General features: G+C 67.0%; 17 protein-coding genes. 12 read left to right on the top strand and 5 right to left on the bottom strand.

The genetic code is table 11. From position 1 onward, the window contains the following. Positions 1 to 122 precede the first annotated feature (122 nt). The 5 genes from QQ657_RS10540 to QQ657_RS10520 all read left to right on the top strand — a co-directional run bounded on the left by QQ657_RS10540 (position 123) and on the right by QQ657_RS10520 (position 4,636). Positions 123 to 371, top strand: a complete 249-nt coding sequence (locus QQ657_RS10540) for an antitoxin VbhA family protein (RefSeq protein ID WP_284741881.1) — start codon at positions 123 to 125, stop codon at positions 369 to 371. A 119-nt stretch (positions 372 to 490) separates the two neighbouring features. Then, a complete protein-coding gene (locus tag QQ657_RS10535; RefSeq protein WP_284741880.1) occupies positions 491 to 1,225 on the top strand; it encodes a hypothetical protein in 735 nt (244 codons plus the stop codon). Continuing rightward, the gene (locus tag QQ657_RS10530; RefSeq protein WP_284741879.1) at positions 1,225 to 2,091 is read left to right on the top strand and encodes an endonuclease/exonuclease/phosphatase family protein; all 867 of its coding nucleotides are present in this window, start codon (positions 1,225 to 1,227) and stop codon (positions 2,089 to 2,091) included. The genes QQ657_RS10535 and QQ657_RS10530 overlap by 1 nt, the downstream gene beginning before the upstream one ends. 202 nt (positions 2,092 to 2,293) lie before the next feature. Then, on the top strand, positions 2,294 to 3,829 hold the full coding sequence (locus QQ657_RS10525) for a hypothetical protein (RefSeq protein WP_284741878.1): 1,536 nt from the start codon (positions 2,294 to 2,296) through the stop codon (positions 3,827 to 3,829). 141 nt (positions 3,830 to 3,970) lie between these two features. Next, the gene (locus QQ657_RS10520) at positions 3,971 to 4,636 is read left to right on the top strand and encodes a hypothetical protein (RefSeq protein ID WP_284741877.1); all 666 of its coding nucleotides are present in this window, start codon (positions 3,971 to 3,973) and stop codon (positions 4,634 to 4,636) included. Positions 4,637 to 4,660: 24 nt separating this feature from the next. On the opposite strand, the gene QQ657_RS10515 is transcribed toward QQ657_RS10520, so the two are convergent. Together QQ657_RS10515 and QQ657_RS10510 are read right to left on the bottom strand one after the other, a co-directional pair. Beyond that, positions 4,661 to 5,884, bottom strand: coding sequence for an MAB_1171c family putative transporter (locus tag QQ657_RS10515; RefSeq protein WP_284741876.1), 1,224 nt, complete (start codon positions 5,882 to 5,884; stop codon positions 4,661 to 4,663). Further along, positions 5,877 to 6,494, bottom strand: a complete 618-nt coding sequence (locus QQ657_RS10510; protein WP_284741875.1) for a hypothetical protein — start codon at positions 6,492 to 6,494, stop codon at positions 5,877 to 5,879. Before QQ657_RS10510 ends, QQ657_RS10515 begins: the two co-directional genes overlap by 8 nt. A 503-nt stretch (positions 6,495 to 6,997) precedes the next feature. On the opposite strand from QQ657_RS10510, the gene QQ657_RS10505 reads away from it, so the two are divergent. Then, the gene (locus QQ657_RS10505) at positions 6,998 to 7,792 is read left to right on the top strand and encodes a helix-turn-helix transcriptional regulator (protein WP_284741874.1); all 795 of its coding nucleotides are present in this window, start codon (positions 6,998 to 7,000) and stop codon (positions 7,790 to 7,792) included. Between the two features lie 11 nt (positions 7,793 to 7,803). Here the strand turns inward: QQ657_RS10505 and QQ657_RS10500 are convergent, their stop codons facing one another. Then, positions 7,804 to 8,583, bottom strand: a complete 780-nt coding sequence (locus QQ657_RS10500; RefSeq protein ID WP_284741873.1) for an alpha/beta fold hydrolase — start codon at positions 8,581 to 8,583, stop codon at positions 7,804 to 7,806. 92 nt (positions 8,584 to 8,675) lie between these two features. After that, a complete protein-coding gene (locus QQ657_RS10495) occupies positions 8,676 to 9,599 on the bottom strand; it encodes a 1,4-dihydroxy-2-naphthoyl-CoA synthase (protein ID WP_284741872.1) in 924 nt (307 codons plus the stop codon). Between the two features lie 312 nt (positions 9,600 to 9,911). Here QQ657_RS10495 and QQ657_RS10490 point away from each other — a divergent pair, with 312 nt between their 5' ends. The 6 genes from QQ657_RS10490 to QQ657_RS10465 all read left to right on the top strand — a co-directional run bounded on the left by QQ657_RS10490 (position 9,912) and on the right by QQ657_RS10465 (position 15,686). Further along, positions 9,912 to 10,058, top strand: a complete 147-nt coding sequence (locus QQ657_RS10490; protein ID WP_284741871.1) for a hypothetical protein — start codon at positions 9,912 to 9,914, stop codon at positions 10,056 to 10,058. 41 nt (positions 10,059 to 10,099) lie between these two features. Next, positions 10,100 to 11,155 (top strand): PAS domain-containing protein, encoded by a 1,056-nt coding sequence (locus QQ657_RS10485; protein ID WP_284741870.1) that lies wholly within the window; start codon positions 10,100 to 10,102, stop codon positions 11,153 to 11,155. Between the two features lie 87 nt (positions 11,156 to 11,242). Continuing rightward, positions 11,243 to 11,383 carry a hypothetical protein gene (locus QQ657_RS10480; RefSeq protein ID WP_284741869.1) on the top strand — a complete coding sequence of 47 codons (141 nt, stop codon included), beginning with the start codon at positions 11,243 to 11,245 and terminating at the stop codon, positions 11,381 to 11,383. A 79-nt stretch (positions 11,384 to 11,462) separates the two neighbouring features. Continuing rightward, positions 11,463 to 12,404: a DEAD/DEAH box helicase family protein gene (locus QQ657_RS10475; RefSeq protein WP_284741868.1), complete on the top strand. Its 942-nt coding sequence runs from the start codon at positions 11,463 to 11,465 to the stop codon at positions 12,402 to 12,404. 17 nt (positions 12,405 to 12,421) lie between these two features. Further along, a complete protein-coding gene (locus QQ657_RS10470) occupies positions 12,422 to 14,329 on the top strand; it encodes a Helicase associated domain protein (protein ID WP_284741867.1) in 1,908 nt (635 codons plus the stop codon). A 322-nt stretch (positions 14,330 to 14,651) separates the two neighbouring features. Next, complete coding sequence (locus tag QQ657_RS10465) at positions 14,652 to 15,686, top strand: hypothetical protein (RefSeq protein ID WP_284741866.1); 1,035 nt, start codon at positions 14,652 to 14,654, stop codon at positions 15,684 to 15,686. 49 nt (positions 15,687 to 15,735) lie between these two features. Here the strand turns inward: QQ657_RS10465 and QQ657_RS10460 are convergent, their stop codons facing one another. Beyond that, on the bottom strand, positions 15,736 to 16,197 hold the full coding sequence (locus QQ657_RS10460; protein WP_284741865.1) for a helix-turn-helix domain-containing protein: 462 nt from the start codon (positions 16,195 to 16,197) through the stop codon (positions 15,736 to 15,738). Positions 16,198 to 16,879: the final 682 nt, after the last annotated feature.

Genomic DNA, 16,879 nt, shown 5'->3' with positions numbered 1-16,879 from the left:
GGTCCAGCGGGCTGCCTGATCATGATCCGCCAACCACCTTCGACCGTGGACGCGTGCCCCTTCCGAGCCGGGCGGCGCGTGGGCAGATGACGAGTCGCTGGACTAGAATATGCAGGTGGGAGATGGTGCAAGGGCTCGAACGGCTGACGTCGGAACAGATCGTCAACGACGTCGTGGCCAGCCACGAGCTGGCCGGCTCCACCTTCGATGACGCGGATCGGCGACGTCTCCTCGCGATCGCCGGGGGCAGGCTGTCAGCGGATGACGCGGTCGCCGCCGCGATCCGGGAGGCCACTTCGATGAAGTGCGCCGTGCCCGGTGGCGGGGCAATCGTGATGTGCGACGACGGCATCTCACCCGACCCCACCTAAGACGTGCATTCGTCAAGTCCGCCCTGTCAACGCGGTTCCCGGTGCGGCTGACTGGTTGCGGTGGCATCGGCGGGACGCCGTACGGTGATCGCTGTGCGCGATCGGGAGGATGGACGGCTGTGACCAAAGGTAAGCGGCGCAAGGCGGACGGCTTGGCGAAGGAGGCGCGCCGACGCGCCCGGAAGGCCGCGACTGCACCGGTGCGGACCGGCTCGGCGGCCGCGCCCACAGCGCTCGAAGACCGCGTGGCTGTCGCCACGCAGGTCGATGCGTGGCAGTTTCTGCTGAATTACCTCAACTACATGCGCGACGGCGGCTTCGACGTCCCGCTAGACAAGTTCGGTCCCCAGCGCCCCGGCGAAACGGCTAAGGAAGCCGAGCTGCGCCTGACCGTGGCGCGCAAGACCAAGGAAGTGCAGACGCTGATCGGCGACTGGGCCGAGCTGTGCGCCGAGGTGGCGGCGCGCCCCACGCTCACGCTCAACCCCGGCACGATGGTGGCGCACGTCGTCGATGTGGGCCGTGGATGGCTGAAGGCGACAGGCCACGTCCCGGACCGAGACACCTGGATCGCCGGGGCACGTCCGCTGCTGGGGATACTGTGCGCCCCGCAGCACTGGCCCGACGCGCTGAACGTACTCGACCAGGTCGGCACCATGGGGATCACGCCGAGCGAAGACGCCTCCTTCGTTGCTGCCGCCGCCCAGGCCAAGCCCACCGCCGCGCTGCACGCGGCCGCGGCGCTGGTGGCCTGGCTGTTCGGGCAGCGCAGCATCGTGTTCGACCAGACCTCCGCGATGCACGCCCTCGCCCGCAAGACCCACGCCCTGGCCGAATCGCTGGAGTCCGCATAGTGCTGCTCTGCACGGCGAACCTGTTCGACTACAACAAGGCTCCTATCGACGCCGACCGGCAACTGCGGGAACGCGAGACGATCCGGGCCGCAGCGCCGGACGTGCTATGCGTGCAGGAGTTCTGGCACGCCACCCGCGACCCCGACGATCCCGCTTTGGCCCGCGCGTTCGCGGAGTTCTGCGACCAGCTCGGCATGGTCGGGCGTTTGGCCTACGCCCCGTCGTTCTGCCACGTCGGAGTCCTGTGGCGTCCAGATTCGGCGAGTGTGGAGTCCTGGCAGGAGTACAGCCGCTGGCAGTGGCACCACGGCCTGGGCATGGCCGTGCTCGACATCGGCGCCGCGGCACCAATCCGGGTGGCGACCACCCAGCTGCACCCCGCCGATCCGGCGGGCCGCCTCACCGAGGCCGGCTATTTGGCGATGGCCGGGCTGGGCAACCCGAATCTGATCACCTTCCTCGGCGCCGACTTCAACGCCGCCGGACGTGAGCCCGCGCTGCCCGACCAGCACGGCCCGTTCTACGACCCCGAGCCCTACCGTGACCAGCAGCGTGGCCTGCCGCATCAGCAGTTCCAGATCGAGTGGAACGACGACCCGGACGCCGAGCCGCTGCTGGACCGGCGAGCACTGGAACGGGCCCGCCGCGCCGGGCTGGTCGACATCGCCCACCATCTGCGCGCGCCCTGGCGGCGGACCAGCGGCCACCACCCCGGCGATCCTCACGGCGATCGGCGCCCGGACGGCTGGCGCGGCTCGGCCGCCGCGCTCCCGCTGGTCACGAACTACCAGGTGGACGAAACCGCCGACAGCGACCACGCACGCGTCAGTATCCGCATCGCTCCCGACCGCATCGGGAACCGCTGATCCCACCGCGGTGGGCGTCGACTACCGTCGCCATCTCGGCGTCACGCCGGGCAAGTCTCGCCAAAGGCATGCCTCACCTCGATCCGGCCGCCTGCTGCGGCAAGATCGGGTACATGACATCCTGCAGCTGCGACCCGCCGGTGGATCAGCCGCCGCCCAGCGGTGCGATCGACACCCCGCCGCGCGTTCCGCCGGCCGCAGCGTGAGCGCGATCGGGACGCTGATCCTCGCGTTGGCTCGTCTGCTGCCGGAGGAGGAGCGCGAGCGCATCGGCCTGTACCTCGGCGAAAGCGTGAACAACCCGGACATCGTTCCCGCCGTTCCCGACGTGCAGGCCGGCGGCAAGCCGGACTGGGACTACGTGTGGAGCGCGTTGCTCGACGCTGCCGCTCACGCACACCGCATCACGGAGCTGCTGGAAACCGAGCGCGCGTACTTCGACTTCACCGACCTCACCCGCCTCGCCGTCGACCTGCGGACGCAGATCAATGAGGCCTACGGCCTGATGTGCGAAGCCGGCAACCTCAACGGCCTCGTCCCGCACGCCGGCGACAATCTCGATCAGCTCCGGACAGCGTCCGGACTGCGCCGCGCGGAGATCGTCGACGCCGAACTTGCCCCAATGCGCCCCGATCCTTCGCCCGACGCGTCGATCTGGACGGTCGACTTCGACCAGCACGGCGGCTTCGTCGCCGCGACCACCCCGCAGAACGACGACGTCGCGCCGTGGAAGTTCTGGGGTATGGCCTCGACCCCGGCATCGGCGGCCCACACGCTGGAGTGGTGCTTTCTCAACGCGCCACCGACCGTCGTCTTCGACCCGCCGGTTCGCACTCAACCCTGCGCGCGGACCGGCCCGGACGCCGATCGCTCCCAGGAAGGCCCGTCGGTGCCGGAGCTGCTCGCCCGCCGCGGCTCGGTCTACCAGCAGCACCTGACCGCGGTCCGAGTGGCGCGCGAAGCGCTGCGGAACCGGGCCGGCGACCTCGAGGCGTACCTCGCCGAACGTGCCACCGAGTTGAACGCCTCCGATCCGCAGCTGCTGGGAAACCACAAGGCACTAGACACGATCGGGTCGGCCGAGAACAACGACCACAGCGGCGTCGCCGACACCGTGATGTGGGTGCCCACCCAGCTGGTCGTCGGCACCGATCATCGTGTCTGGGGCGACTTCGGAGGATTCCGGGACGAGGTCCCGCTCGAGATCGCGACCGGACTGCTGAGCACCGACGATCTTGACGCCTTCACCGACGAACTGTTCTCCCACCCGATCGCTCTGAAACGTTCCCCCGGCTGGGCCGGCCCGGTCTACCGCGTCGGCAGCAACGGCAACCACCGCATCCACGCCGCCCGGATCCTCGGCTTCCCCTGGCTCGCCGCGAAGGTCGAAGTCGACGCCACCGCCCCATCCTGGAGCATGCTCGGCCTGATCTCCGACGACCCCGGCGACGACAAGGAGCTGCGACGCCCCTTACAGCGACGCATCCAAGAACGTGCCGGGCTCGTGGCAGGACTCCTGCGTCGTGAGGTCATCGACGGCGAACTCACCGACGCCAACGACCCCACGTTGCGCTGCCGACGCCTGCCCGCGGCATGGCTGCTACGCGGAGCGCAGCACGCCACCGCGGTCAACTCCGTCTACGAATCCCGCTACCCCGGCGCGCTGGCGCGACTCGGCATCCCCATCGCGGCAGGCACTGAGCCAGCGACCTGGTCCCGCTGGCTCACCACATCCTGAACAGCGCTTCACTGATGCGCCATTCGAACGATCCGCCGCGAGCAAGCCTGAGCCGCATGCAGGGGCACACAGGACTAGCGAAGTCGGGCCACTCTCACAGCCAGGTAACAGCCGTCACGCTCCCTCGCTAACATTCAGTACGTGGCGACTCTGAGGAACCTGCCGATGCCGATCGTTGCTGGTGCGATCAGTGGTGGTGCGATGCTGCTGGCAGTGGCCGTACAGGCGGTGGCGCCAGCATGGGCGGTCGGCGGAATCGCGGCGCTCCTCGGCGTCGCGGCCGGCCTGGTGGTGACTGCGTTGATCCGTGACCGGGACGGTCGCCGCGAGCACGCCGCCGAGGATGCCTATGCCGCACTGCCGTCCTATCGGGCTGTGACCGGTGCCGCCTTGGACCTGGTGGCACTGCCGGTCTGGCCGTCAGACCACCGCCGGTTGGCTGAGGACAAAAGTAACGGCAACCCAGACACGCTGGCCCAGCCCACGGTCGACGCGGTCCGCCACCTGGATTTCCGTCCACCGCCCGTTCGTCAGGCGGCTGATGCGGTCCTGACCACCGCTCGCGACCTGGCCCATGTGGTGGCAGACATACGCACCACAACCAAACCAGGTCATCGCGGCGCCATCGCCGCACGAGTCGCCAATCGCCACGAAACCGCGGTCGCCGCGCTTCGGGACGCGCACAACCAGTTCGTGGCCGTCTGCCGCGTCGACCTCGGGGCCGATCGTAAGCTTGCGCTGCTTCGCCCGGGGTTCCTACGCCGAACATCCCGCCGTGCGGAAGCGGCTGGTGCGCAGCTTCGCTAAGTGGGACACCCTCCGGCAGCCCGGCTATGCAAGGTGGTGCACGCCTGGGTGTTCGCGGGCGCGGAGTTGCTGGACGAACGGGTTGCCGCGCAACGCCTTGGCCACGCGGATCAGCACGCCGGCTTCGGCGAGCAGCTCGGAGGGCTGGGTGAGTTCGGCTTCGGTTTCGGCGGGCCCGCTGACGTCGAGCAGCTGGCGATTGCCGTCGCGATAGGCGTCGATGGCGGTGGCAAGGGCTGCGGCTTCGAGCAGAATGTCGGACTGCTGATCAGCCAGCTGGCCATTGCGTGACTCCTCGACCAGGCGGTGGAGGTCGGGACGGACATAGGGGCGCAGGATCAGCATTGCGTCGCGAATCGCTACAACTTTGGTATAGAGGTGCAGTTCCGTGGCGCAGGCGGCGGTGATCCCCTGGTTGTCGGAGTCGTGCGGAAAGACGACCTGAGGCAACAGCGTCGTCAGTTCGGTCCACAGTGGAGTGATTCCGGTAAGAGCGCGCCGGGTGCGGCATCGGGTGCGACTGCGGGCCAGTCGCGCTCCCCAGGTGGGCAGGAGCAGGCCGATCGCCATGAGGCCCACGGAGATCCCGGCAAGTCCTTCGGAGACCGAGGCAGGACTGTCCACGAGATGGGTGCCGAACCGGGTGGAGATGATGGTGGTGACTTTCCAGGCAATCCACAGCATCCCGGTCACGGCGGCGGCCATGTCGATGCGGACTCCGACTCGCAGCAGGGCCGACACCCGGGATCGAGCGAACGTGCGCATCAGCCAGAGAAACCGGATGAGCACGAACGCAATGAAGCCGAAGTAGATCAGCTCGTAGCCCAGGATCAGCGGGTCGTGGGCGTAGGCCAGGTTCAGTTCGACAACGGGCCTGACGTCGGCGGCGGTCAGCAGCGCGGCCATTGCCGCAACGCACGATCCCAGGACGAGGGCGCCGATGCGGATACGTCGGATCGCGACGGGGCGTGGCAGCAAGGACAGTCCGAGTGTGGACATGATGCTGTACGAGGAGCACATCGCCAGCACGTTGCCGAGCAGCCGGGTTGCCTGCGGGAACGGCTCGAGGAAAGCCACCGCGGCCAGCGTCGGGGTGGCGGTCAGCGCGAGCGCCGTCCCGATGCAGCCGAGCGACGCGAGCATGAACCACTGGGATGCCGTGGGTCGCCTGCCGCGCAGGCCGATGGCTTTACCGATCGCGGCCGCGAGAGCTAGGACGGAGCTGGTGTACCCGATCGCGTTACCCACGGGCGCCGTAGCCGGCTGCCGGGGCGTCGAAGACCTCTCGGATTCGCTCGAGGACGTTGTCGCGGGGCTGCGCGGGGATGCGTGCGGCGCGGGTGAGGGCCGGTCCGGCGAGAAGGGCGAACAGTTCGGCTTCGCGTTCCTCGCGTTTGTCGAACACGGTGCGGCCCATGATCCGTTTGATCACGGCTTCGGGCAGGTCAGGCAGCAGGGTTTTCAGCGCGGCCAGCGCGGAGTCGCCGAGATCCTCCGCCGCGTCGGCCGTCGGGTCGGTCGATGCCACGCCCGACACGGCGATGGGTGTGGAGTCGAGCGCGACGGTGGTTCCCTTGTGCGCCAACCACAAATGCCCGACCTCGTGCAGCACGATATGACGGCGATGCAACGGAGACGTGTTGGCCGCGAAGCAGATGTAGTCGACATCATCGGTACCCACCAGCATCCCGCACGGCGCCGTGGCACCCAGGATCGCCGGCAGCAACTCGATCCGGCGGCCACTGTGGTCACCGACCTGCTCGAGAAACCCCTCCAACGTGAACGGCGCCGGAATCGGCAGCGTATGGACGGCTGACTCACACCATTCCCGAAAGGTCCGGGTGGTGGTGATCTTCACGTGTACTTCCCCCTCGGTGCTCGTGTTAGCCGGCCAGGACAGTGGTCCTGGCCGGTAACCCTTCACGACACGAGGCGAGCCCCGAGCTGCCTTCACCTTCGCCCTCGACGATGTCCCCCGGTTCCCCAACCGGACGAATCGTGCTCACGAGTGGAGGTAGGCAGTCACACCCCGTGTCCCTACGTACAGCACAACCCCGATCTGCGGAATGTGACTGCCGCAGATCCCCCTTGGGATCGGCCACGCCCTAGGACTACTGGGATCGGGCCTGTGACCAGCGGATCCCGCTGGCCACGCAGGCGTGATACTAACGGAGAGTCGTCTACGCCGGGGGGAAGTTTCCGAACCCGGGGCGAGCGGTTGCTCCTGCCAGGGGTATCCCTGCCAGTTGCACGCATTACTCTAAGTAGTTTAGGGTATTGCTGATGAACGACGCCGACGCTTCACCAGGCATCACGCTCGGTCATGCTGATCAGCACTCCTGCGAACACGGTGAATGAAACGTGACGGTGATCACAGCTCCCACTTTTGCCGACTATCTCCGTCATCTGCGGCGTGGAGGGTCCGCGTGCGAGTTTCCCGCGCAGACTCCGCTGGAAGCCCGCCCGACAATCAGCCGGACCCAGCTCGCCTCCGACGCCGACATCAGCACCGGCTACCTGATCAAGCTCGAGCAGGGCCACGCGGACAGCCCGACTCCGTCGATTGTGGACCGCCTGGCGTCAGCTCTCGGTGTGGGCGACCTGGTGCGCCAGCACTTGCACGACCTGGCCACCCCGCCGCAAGCCCACCATGCGCCTCCGCCCGGACGCGTTTCCGACCTGCAGAAGCAGTACGTCGACAGCCTCCACCCGTCGCTGGCGGGATACGTCGACGAGGCGTGGAACGTGGTGTACGCGAACGCGGAGTACAACCGCATCTTCCGGCAGCTGGACAAGCACGGAAACGTCCTCGTCTGGTTCTTCGCCGAACGGCAGTCGCGCAAGGTCATGGTCGAGTGGGAGATCGAGGCACGGCTCACCGTCGCGTGGCTGCGCGGTCACATGGCCCGCCGCCGCGGCAACCCACTGTTCGACACCGTGCTCAGTGAACTGGCTCGGTACAACGACTTCGTCCAGATGTGGAACGCACGCGAGATCCTAATGGGACGACACAAACCCGAGATGCTGGTGCGCGACCTCGACCACGGAGTGGACGTGACACTGTTCGCACAAGTGTTCTCGACCCCTGATCCCAGCGAAGCCCTGCAGCTCTACCTGGGCGCCAAGATGACAACCGGGGCCGGCACCAGCACCTGAGCCGTCTCCGGCTACCCGGCGAGGAACTCGCCGAGCAGGCGGTTGGTCTGGACCGGGTGTGTTAGCGGCGGCGTGTGCGCCGCACCGGCGATCACGTGGACTCCGAACGCGGCGGGCAAGCGCTGGTGTAGCAGGTCCATCCGGTCACGCGGCAAGGACACGTCGTGTTCGCCCCACATCAGCAGCGCCGGGCAGCTGATCTCTCCGAGGCGCCCGCTGACGTCGTCGCGGTCGAGCAGGCAGCGGGCGGCCGGACCGAGCGGCAAGTTGCCGCGGCGCCAGGTCGCGCGCCAGTGTTCGCGCTGATCAGAGTCGCCGAGCAGCTGCGTCGAGAGCGGGACGGTGAGCTCGTCGATCGCGCCACGCGCTGCCAAGGCGTCGAACATGCCTTGGTAGCCGATCTTGTCCTCGGGGTGACAGGCGGTCGCCTCGGTGTCCCACAGCACGAGCCCGCTGACCCGCTCGGGCGCAAGCAACGCGGCACGCAGTGCGATGAAACCTCCCTGGCTGACACCTCCGACGACGGCCCGCTCCAAGCCGAGGTGGTCGAGCAGGCCGAGCGCGTCACGGGCCTGATCCCAGTAGGTATAGGGAGTGCCGGGAGTGTCGGGCGTGGCGCCGTGCCCGCGGGCATCCCAGCAGATGACCCGCCACCGCGGGCTCAGCGCCGTCACCTGGGCGGTGAAGATGCTGCTGTCCAGGAAGTAGCCGTGCCCCAGCAGCACGGCCGGGCCGTCGCCACCGCTGTCGGTGTAGGACAGCGGCAGGTCGTCGATCATCGCAACAGGCATTGTTGAACGTTTCCCCAGTTCGAAAAAGTACAGCCCCCTCGTTGGGCTGCACCTTAGCAACACCCCACTCGCACAGGTGTTGTATCCGCAGGTCAGTAGTAGTAGGGGACGTCCTTGAAGTCCGGGTCGCGCTTCTGCAGGAACGCGTCGCGGCCTTCGACGGCCTCGTCCTGCATGTACGCCAGCCGGGTGGCTTCGCCGGCGAAGAGCTGCTGGCCGACGAGGCCGTCGTCGGTGAGGTTGAACGCGTACTTGAGCATCCGCTGCGCTGTCGGCGACTTGCCTGCGATCGTCCACGCCCAGTCCAGCGCCACCATCTCCAGCTCGGCGTGCGGGACGACCTCGTTCACCGCGCCCATCCCATGCATCTGCTCGGCGGAGTACTCGCGGCCGAGGAAGAAGATCTCGCGGGCGAACTTCTGGCCGACCTGCTTGGCCAGGTAGGCCGAGCCGTAGCCGGCGTCGAACGAGCCGACGTCGGCGTCGGTCTGCTTGAACTTCGCGTGCTCGGCTGAGGCGAGCGTGAGGTCACACACGACGTGCAGGGAGTGCCCGCCGCCGGCGGCCCAGCCGGGAACGACCGCGATCACCGGTTTCGGTATGAAGCGGATCAGCCGCTGGACCTCGAGGATGTGCAGCCGGCCAGCGCGCGCGGGGTCCACCGTGTCGGAGGTGTCGCCGCTCGCGTACTGATACCCGGAGCGTCCGCGAATACGCTGGTCACCACCGGAGCAGAACGCCCACCCGCCGTCCTTGGGCGAGGGGCCGTTGCCGGTGAGCAGGACACAGCCGACATCGGAGCTCATCCGGGCGTGGTCGAGGGCCCGGTAGAGCTCGTCGACAGTGTGCGGCCGGAAGGCGTTGCGAACCTCCGGGCGGTCGAACGCGACGCGCACCACACGCTTCCCGCCACGGCTCTCAGCCGAGCGGTGATAGGTGATGTCGGTGAAGTCGAAACCGCCGACTTCGGTCCACGATGCCGCGTCGAACAGCTCGGAAATAGGGGCGTTGTCCATCCGCTGAAGCCTAGTGGTGATCACGAGCTGTCGTCCGCATCACGTGGTGTTGATCTCGGCGGAATACCCTCCCAGAACCCCCGCGCAGGGGTTCTGATCAGCACTTTCACCCGGGACGAACCCCGCGCGAACTGGAGTGTCGGCGGCGATGCGGACCCTGCGGCACGCGGTGGGAATGTCGCCGACCTCGCGACGCGGGCGGGCGGCTTCGCTCGGCGTCGTGGTCGTTGCCAATACGGGAAGTGATGGAGCCGGTTCGGCCATTCGCATGAATGTTGCGTGTCGAGCAGCCTTGCCGATTACGCTGATCGGGTGGCTGACGACATGCGCGCATCGGCGCTCCGAACGACTCGTTCGAGCAGCACCGAGCATCTTGCCGCCACCGTGCTCGTCGTCGGCTCCGGTGTGAAGCTCAGCCTGCATCGCCCGATGGACACGAGTTGCCCGGCCCGCGGATGACACCGGCGCCCAGCCCTGATCGCCGTCACCAGCTCCAGTGGGTGGTGACGGACGCGCGTTTCCACCTGCTGGCGATCGGCGACTCCCTGTATCGCGGGGTATCCCCGCGCACCACGCTGGACCCCGCGGCACGCAGGATCCTGCTGCCGGAGATCGGCGCGGTCGCGGGCGACGGCAAGCCTCGACAGCGCACCGTCGAGGCATTCGGTCGCCGCTGGAGCGTGCGCGCGCTGCCAGTCCTGGGCGCGGTGTCGGGAACACCGCTGGCGATGCTGGGCTGCTACGGCCCCGAGGGCACGCTGTTCCCGCCGCGTCCCTCCATCGGCAGCTGGGAATGGAAAGTCACGCCACCCGGGCCGGATCAGCAGGTACGGACCTACTGGTCGGACGAGCTCTACGACGTCTACGGCATCCCGAAGCCCTCAGCGGCCGCGCGGGTGCTGAGCGGGCGCGCCCCCGACACGCTGTCGTGGTGGGAAGGCCCGCAGTACCTCGACGAACTGGTCGCCGAGCACGACCGGCCCCAGATGCGCCGCATCGTCGACGAATTCCTGACCGCCTCGACCGACGCGTTGTACGTGCACTGCTTCACCGGACGCAACCCCTTCACCGGCGAGCTGCACAAGCTGCGCATGGCCGGGCGTAGCGAGGTTTCCGAGCCGGGCGAGGTCACCTGGTTCCGGGGTACGACGCTCAACATCGATCACCTGTCCCCAGACCAGAACGACCGGGTAGGTGCGCGTGACTACCTTGACGCCGCGCTGGCGCTCTCGCGTGAGGCGATGATCGGGATCGACACCAGCTACGAGCACATCTACCTGACCACTGGCGCCTTCGCGCAGCTGGGGGTGCGGCTGCCGCCGAGCCGGTGGCTGCCGAAGATGTGCCACCACGACGACCTGGAAACCCTGCGGCACATGCTCAAGCAAGCCGGCGAGCGTCCCAACGACATCACCGAGCCGATTCGCGTGCGCTTCAGATCGACCGACGGGGACTGGCGCTGGCTGGAGATGGCCGGCACCGGGGTCCGCCGTCCGACCGGCGAGCCGTATCACGTCCTATGCCGGGTCAGCCCGGCCGAACCGGCCACTTCCTAGGTGCCTGTTTCGGACAGAGTCGGAGCTCCCGACCGGGGACATCAACCTTCAGGTCGGGACAGCCCCTTTGCTGAGTGGGTCGACGCCGTGTTGAAGGCGATGCTGGCCGGACTGCGTGAGCAGGGCATGGCTGCGGACAAAGCCGTGGTCAACATGAATGTTGTTGTCGATGTCGCCGGCCGCAGCGCCGATGAGGTCGAGCCGGCTCGGTGGCAGTGGCCGGGCTAGACCGATCAGCAGCTGGTAGCCAGCCCACCGTCCGTAGTATCGGCGTGGTTGACCGCAGCAAGCTGCTGGAGAGGATGTCGTGAACCTGGCACTTCCGCCTGGATCGAGGAAGCCACTGCGTGAGCACCAGGTGCAAGCGGTTCGGGCCGGATGCGCGGAGCTCGCTGTCGCTTCGCGGGCGCAAGTAATCATGGCCTGCGGCACAGGCAAGACGTACGTCGGCGCCGAAGTCGCGGCTGAACTGGACGCGCGCACCATCTTGGTGGTCGTGCCGACCTTGGAGCTGCTTGCGCAGACCGCGGCAGCGCACGCCGGACAGGGTACGGCCGGACGCCTGGTAGCCATCTGTAGCGACATTGACGCACTGGCGCACGCGGACGAAGTCGCGGAGATGGCTCGCGCGGTGACCGGGCTGGCCGGCAAAGTCTCGACCAGCCCCGCCGCTCTCGCCGCCTGGCTGTCCGAACCCGGTCGGGTCACGATGTTCGTCACCTATGCCAGCCTGCCGGTCGTCGTAGCAGCACACCGAGACCACTTCGCCCAGGAGTGGGACTTGGCAGTGATCGACGAAGCGCACCGAGCGGCCGGCCGAACAGACCGGACCTGGAACGTCATCAACGATGATGCCGCGATTCCCGCTCGGCACCGGTTGTATATGACTGCCACGCCTCGGGTGATGAATTCCAAGCGGTTCGAGACCACCTCCATGGACGACCCGGGCGTCTTTGGTCGTCAGGCATACAGGCTCAGCTTCGCCGAAGCGATCGACAAGAAGTTGATCGCCCCCTATCGAATGGTGGTCAGCGTCGTTACCGACGACGAGGTCTATGCCCTGACCGGCGCCGAGGACTCGGTGCTAGAAGTGGATAGCCACCCCGTTCCCGCGCCGATGCTCGCAGCGCAGATCGCGCTTCTGCGTGCCTGCCACGAGTTCAACCTGCACCGGGTCATCAGCTACCACCACCGAGTGATTTCGGCGTCAGGTTCGCCACTAGCCTCGCGAGAGCGCGCGACCTGCTGACCTCGACCGGTGCGCATGTGCCACCAGTCACCGCTGACTGGGTCAGCGGTGACCTCCACCCTGAACAACGTCGCAACGCATTGCGAGCGCTCCGCGATGCTGCAGAAGGCGTCACGGTCGTGGCCAACGCGCGGATGCTGAGCGAAGGCGTCGATGTTCCTGAACTGGACGGTGTGCTGTTCGCTGACAGCCGTTCGAGCCCGATCGACGTTGTGCAGGCAGCCAGCAGGGCGCTGCGCCTGGGATCAGATCCAGACAAGGTCGCCACGATCGTCATTCCCGTGCTTGTTCGTGCAGGTGAGGATCCCTCCGCCGTGCTCGAGTCCTCGGCGTTCGACGTGGTGTGGCAGGTGGTGCGTGGGTTGCGCTCCCACGATGAACGGCTTGCCGACTGGCTGGACGAGTCACGTGTTCGCCTTACCCGCGGCGACCCCCATCAGCCCGGCAAGCCCCTGGCGCCACCGCACTGGCTGGTGTTGCACGGCACCCCAGTTACTCGCGCGTTCGCTGATGCCATCACAGTCCATGCCGTCGAAACAGGGTCGTCCTCATGGTGGCAGACCTATGCCCTAGCGGGGGACTTCTATGCCCGAACCGGACATCTGATGCCAACTTTGGCCGATGATCCGCAGCTCTACCACTTTGTGACGACAAGCCGTGTCCAGGACAACGCTCAACGACTGGCTGCTGACCGCAGGGCTGCGCTTGACCGAATAGGAATGGTATGGGATGTCTACGCCGCACGCTGGGACGAATTCCTTGCGGCTTGCGACATCTATCGCCAGAAATTCGGCGATCTCCACGTCTCCCAGAAGTTCCGCCTCGTCAACGACCGCTTTCCCGAACCCGGATATCCCCTTGGCTCCCGCATCAACACCGCGCGAGCCAACCCCTCACGCGTCCCGGGCCACATTCGCGACTCACTTGATCGATGGGGTTTCGCCTGGAGTGTTCCTGACGCCAAATTCGCCGAGTTGCTCATACACGTTCGCCATTGGACTGAACACAACGGCACGTCCGATCCGCGTGAGAATGACATGTGCTGCGGCTACTTTCCATTGGAAGCTAGGCTCAGGCAAAAACGTGACACGTTCCGGCATGGACGGCTCTCCACTGTTCAGCGCGACGCGCTCGAAAAAGCTGGGGTCGCGCTGATCAAGCAAGACCCCCGAGTTGCCATGCTGCTTGCAGCGTGCGACCGATGGCTTGACCAGCAACGCAAGGCAGGAGTCACCTGTCCTCGCTTGGATGTGCCGAAAGGCTACGTTGACAGCGCCGGTTACCAACTCTATCGCACGATTACCTACTACCGAGTTCTCAACTCGCGCTCCCAAAAGGAACAGAGCAGCGCCGGGAACGAGGTGAACCCCGAGATTCGGGCCGAGCTTGACCGCCGAGGCATGATCTGGCGCGTCAAACCCGATTTCCGACCTGCCACAGCGGCGGAAATCGAGGACTTGAGTCAACGCCCCGAAAAGGAGCAGACTCAGGAGATCCTCAACCTGGTCGACCAGATGGTTACCGTAACCAGCATCGCTGGTGCGTTGGGGATTAAAGAAACCACTCTGCGGGCGCGCATCGCGCGCGCAAGAACACCCCGGGCATCGCGGCGCCCACGGGCTGTTACATCAGCCGAGATGAACACAGTGCGCCAACTTGCCGGACTCGACCAGACGAAGGCCATCATCGAACTGGTCGACCAGAAAATCAGCATGACCAGCATCGCCAACGAATTGGCCCTGCCCCTTGTGACGTTAAGCGCCCGGATCCGGAAAGCCCGCGCCCGCCAAGCGGAACCGACGCCGTCCGGTGAGCCAGAGGCCGCACCGCAACTGCTCTTCACCCACCCAGAGCCCCAACCTGAACCGGCAGCTCGAACTGGTCGGCCCGCTTCCATACTGACGTTTCTCTCCCCCGATTCGTAGCGGGCACCACCGCTGAACCCCACGGCACAACCGGCGAAGTGCCGGAAAGCGGCCTCGCACAGCGCCGTCCCCTCCGCTGTCTTGTCCGACTGCGGAGGCTTGCTTGACAGAGCGATCGCGGCTGTTCCGCCAAGGCCGGGTATGCTGCTGGCTGCGGCCGACTCCTCGGCCGGGCCCGGCGCGCCGCTTCCCGGTTGCGGTCAGCCGGCCAGAGCAGGCGCCCATGCCCGCAGGGTCGTGAATCTTCCTGCACGTAAACGATTTGCGGCACATCCGCAGTTCCTGACTTGGGTCGACCGGGCGACCGTTCGGGAGCAATGCTATGTCCACCATCGTCACGCCCACACCTCGCTTCAAGGCCCTGGTCCGTCGTCGCCGTGAACACACCGGTGAAACCCACGCCCAGGCAGTCACCGAGATCACGCGGTGCGGGCTGTTGCCTGCGGCGGGGAGCCGCTGGCAGGAGTACCTGGAATCGTGGTTGCTGTCGGAACTCAACCGGTGGAACGACTGGTCGGAACCCGATGAGCAATGGCCCTGGCCAGCCAGCACCGTCTTGGGCATTACTGCGGTCACCCCGCGCCCGCATGAACTCGTGCTTCATGTCCACCCCGCCGCCCAGTTCCCGTTTCTCGAGATGGTGCTGCCCGGGGCGGTGCCGGACAAGCAGACTGACATCGGGCGGTCGGAGGTGCCTCTGGCGTATGCGGGCGGGGTGCCGGGGCTGCGCGCTGTGCACACGCGGCGCGGGCTGGAACTGTCCTGGCCCGGCGCTGGGGCGCTGATTCTGCTGGCGGGGATGCGGCGCGATCGGTGGCTCAGCCTGGAACGTGAGCTGCGCGCGTTCTGGGCCGAGGACGAGGACGAGATCGTTCCGCAGTGGGACACCAGGGGGTGGCTCACCGGCGAGAAGGCGTGGATTCTGTTCGACCCGAAGTTCGACGCTGGTGTCCGTGCCGCATGGGTGGACAGCGGGTTGTTGCGCCGTCTGGGGCTGTTCGGCGAGACACAGCCGCTGTGGGTGGCCTGCTCGAACGACGCGTTGCGCCGCTCGGTCACCACGGTGGATGTCGACTTCGGACCGCTCGATCGACGCCCGCGCGGCCCGGGCACCGCGCTGCCTGAGACCGCCTCTGTAGACCTGGTTGCATCGCCGTTCCGCCGCGGCGATTCGCCGTGGCCAGTGCGCCCGTCGAAGCACCCCCGCCTCTTGGAGGACGTCGACCCGGCTCTCCGAGCCGAGATCGAGGCGCTGGAAACCGAGGGGGTTGCGGAGATGGAGACCTGGACGGTGTTCGACCGGTTACCGGCGGCGCCGTGGCTGCCCAGCGCAGACCCGGCATGCGAGACGTCCTAGGTCCCCGACCGCCGAAGACAAGGAGCAGGGCGGGCACGGCGCTGCGGCACTACTGCGGGTCTTCTTTCTTGCTCTGCCGGACCCGGCGCAGCGCTCGCATCGTCTCGGTGATCACTGGCACGTCGGCTGGGTCGAGTTCCTGCAGTTCTCGCAGCACCAGAGCGCGGGCGTCGGAGTCGGCGAGGATGGTCGCCAGTTCCATCTGCTCCATCATCGCCTGGGACCTGGCGTCGTCGAAGAAGTACGCCGGCGGCATCTCGAAGAAGTCCGCGATGGCCTCGACGACCGCCATCTTGGGCTCGGCGCTCGCGCCGGAGCGCAGCTTGCCGATGTAGTTGTGGCTGCACGGCTCGCCGGTGTAGGCGGCGACGGCCTTGGCGACCTCGTCGTTGGAGTGCTGGGACTTCCGCCGGTGTTTCCTGTCGTCGTCGTTCTTCGGCTTCACGGTGTCGAACAAGAAGTTCAGCTTGTCCGCGAAGGACGTCTTGACCTGCGGGTGTGCCGGGTGCACAGCGACCTCCCGGGTGTACGCGGGTGTGGGCGCCCCGCGCGTGCCTCCCAAAATCTTGGGAGGCACGGTTGACAGATTTCGTGACTTCTCTATGCTTCTAGGTGTTGATGGTACCTAGCTTCACAGGATCTGAGAAGACTGGTGACACAGCGTTCCCCCTCACGGGGGCCACGCTAGCCCGCTGCAGGGGCCCCGGGGCAGCACTTCGGGGAAAACATGCGGGCTTTCGACCAGGCTTGAAAGGGGAGGCAATGACTCAGCAGGCGAAGCCCGCCCGGCGGCGTGGTGCCGACCCAGCCATCGCAGCCAGGACGTCGCGAACGACCGGCTGACGAGGCACCCCGGCGACCGCGGCGCCGCCACTGATCGCAGGTCAGGAAGTTGACAGATCTGCAACCAGCGCCAAGCGACGCGAGCCGGACACAAACTTCACCGTCACGGAGCACAGCTGGATACCCCCACAACAGGTCCAGCTGCTCCAGCGGTGTGCGATCCAGGCGGTGGGACCGGGGAGGGGACCGCCGTCTGGGGAAAGGTCGGCCAAACAGGAGGCTGACCCCGAAGGCGACGGCTGGCGTGCTGATTCACCCGTGCTGACCATCAGCGCGTCGGCACGCCAGCCGGAGCCTCTCACCGCGCGGTCCACCCGCGCGTCCAGGCCATCACCACGATGCCCCTCCCC

It is taken from the genome of Amycolatopsis ponsaeliensis, assembly GCF_030182635.1.
Lineage (GTDB): Bacteria > Actinomycetota > Actinomycetes > Mycobacteriales > Pseudonocardiaceae > Amycolatopsis > Amycolatopsis ponsaeliensis.
The sequence above is the reverse complement of the archived record's forward strand: the minus strand, read 5'-3'. Positions and strand labels throughout refer to the sequence as shown.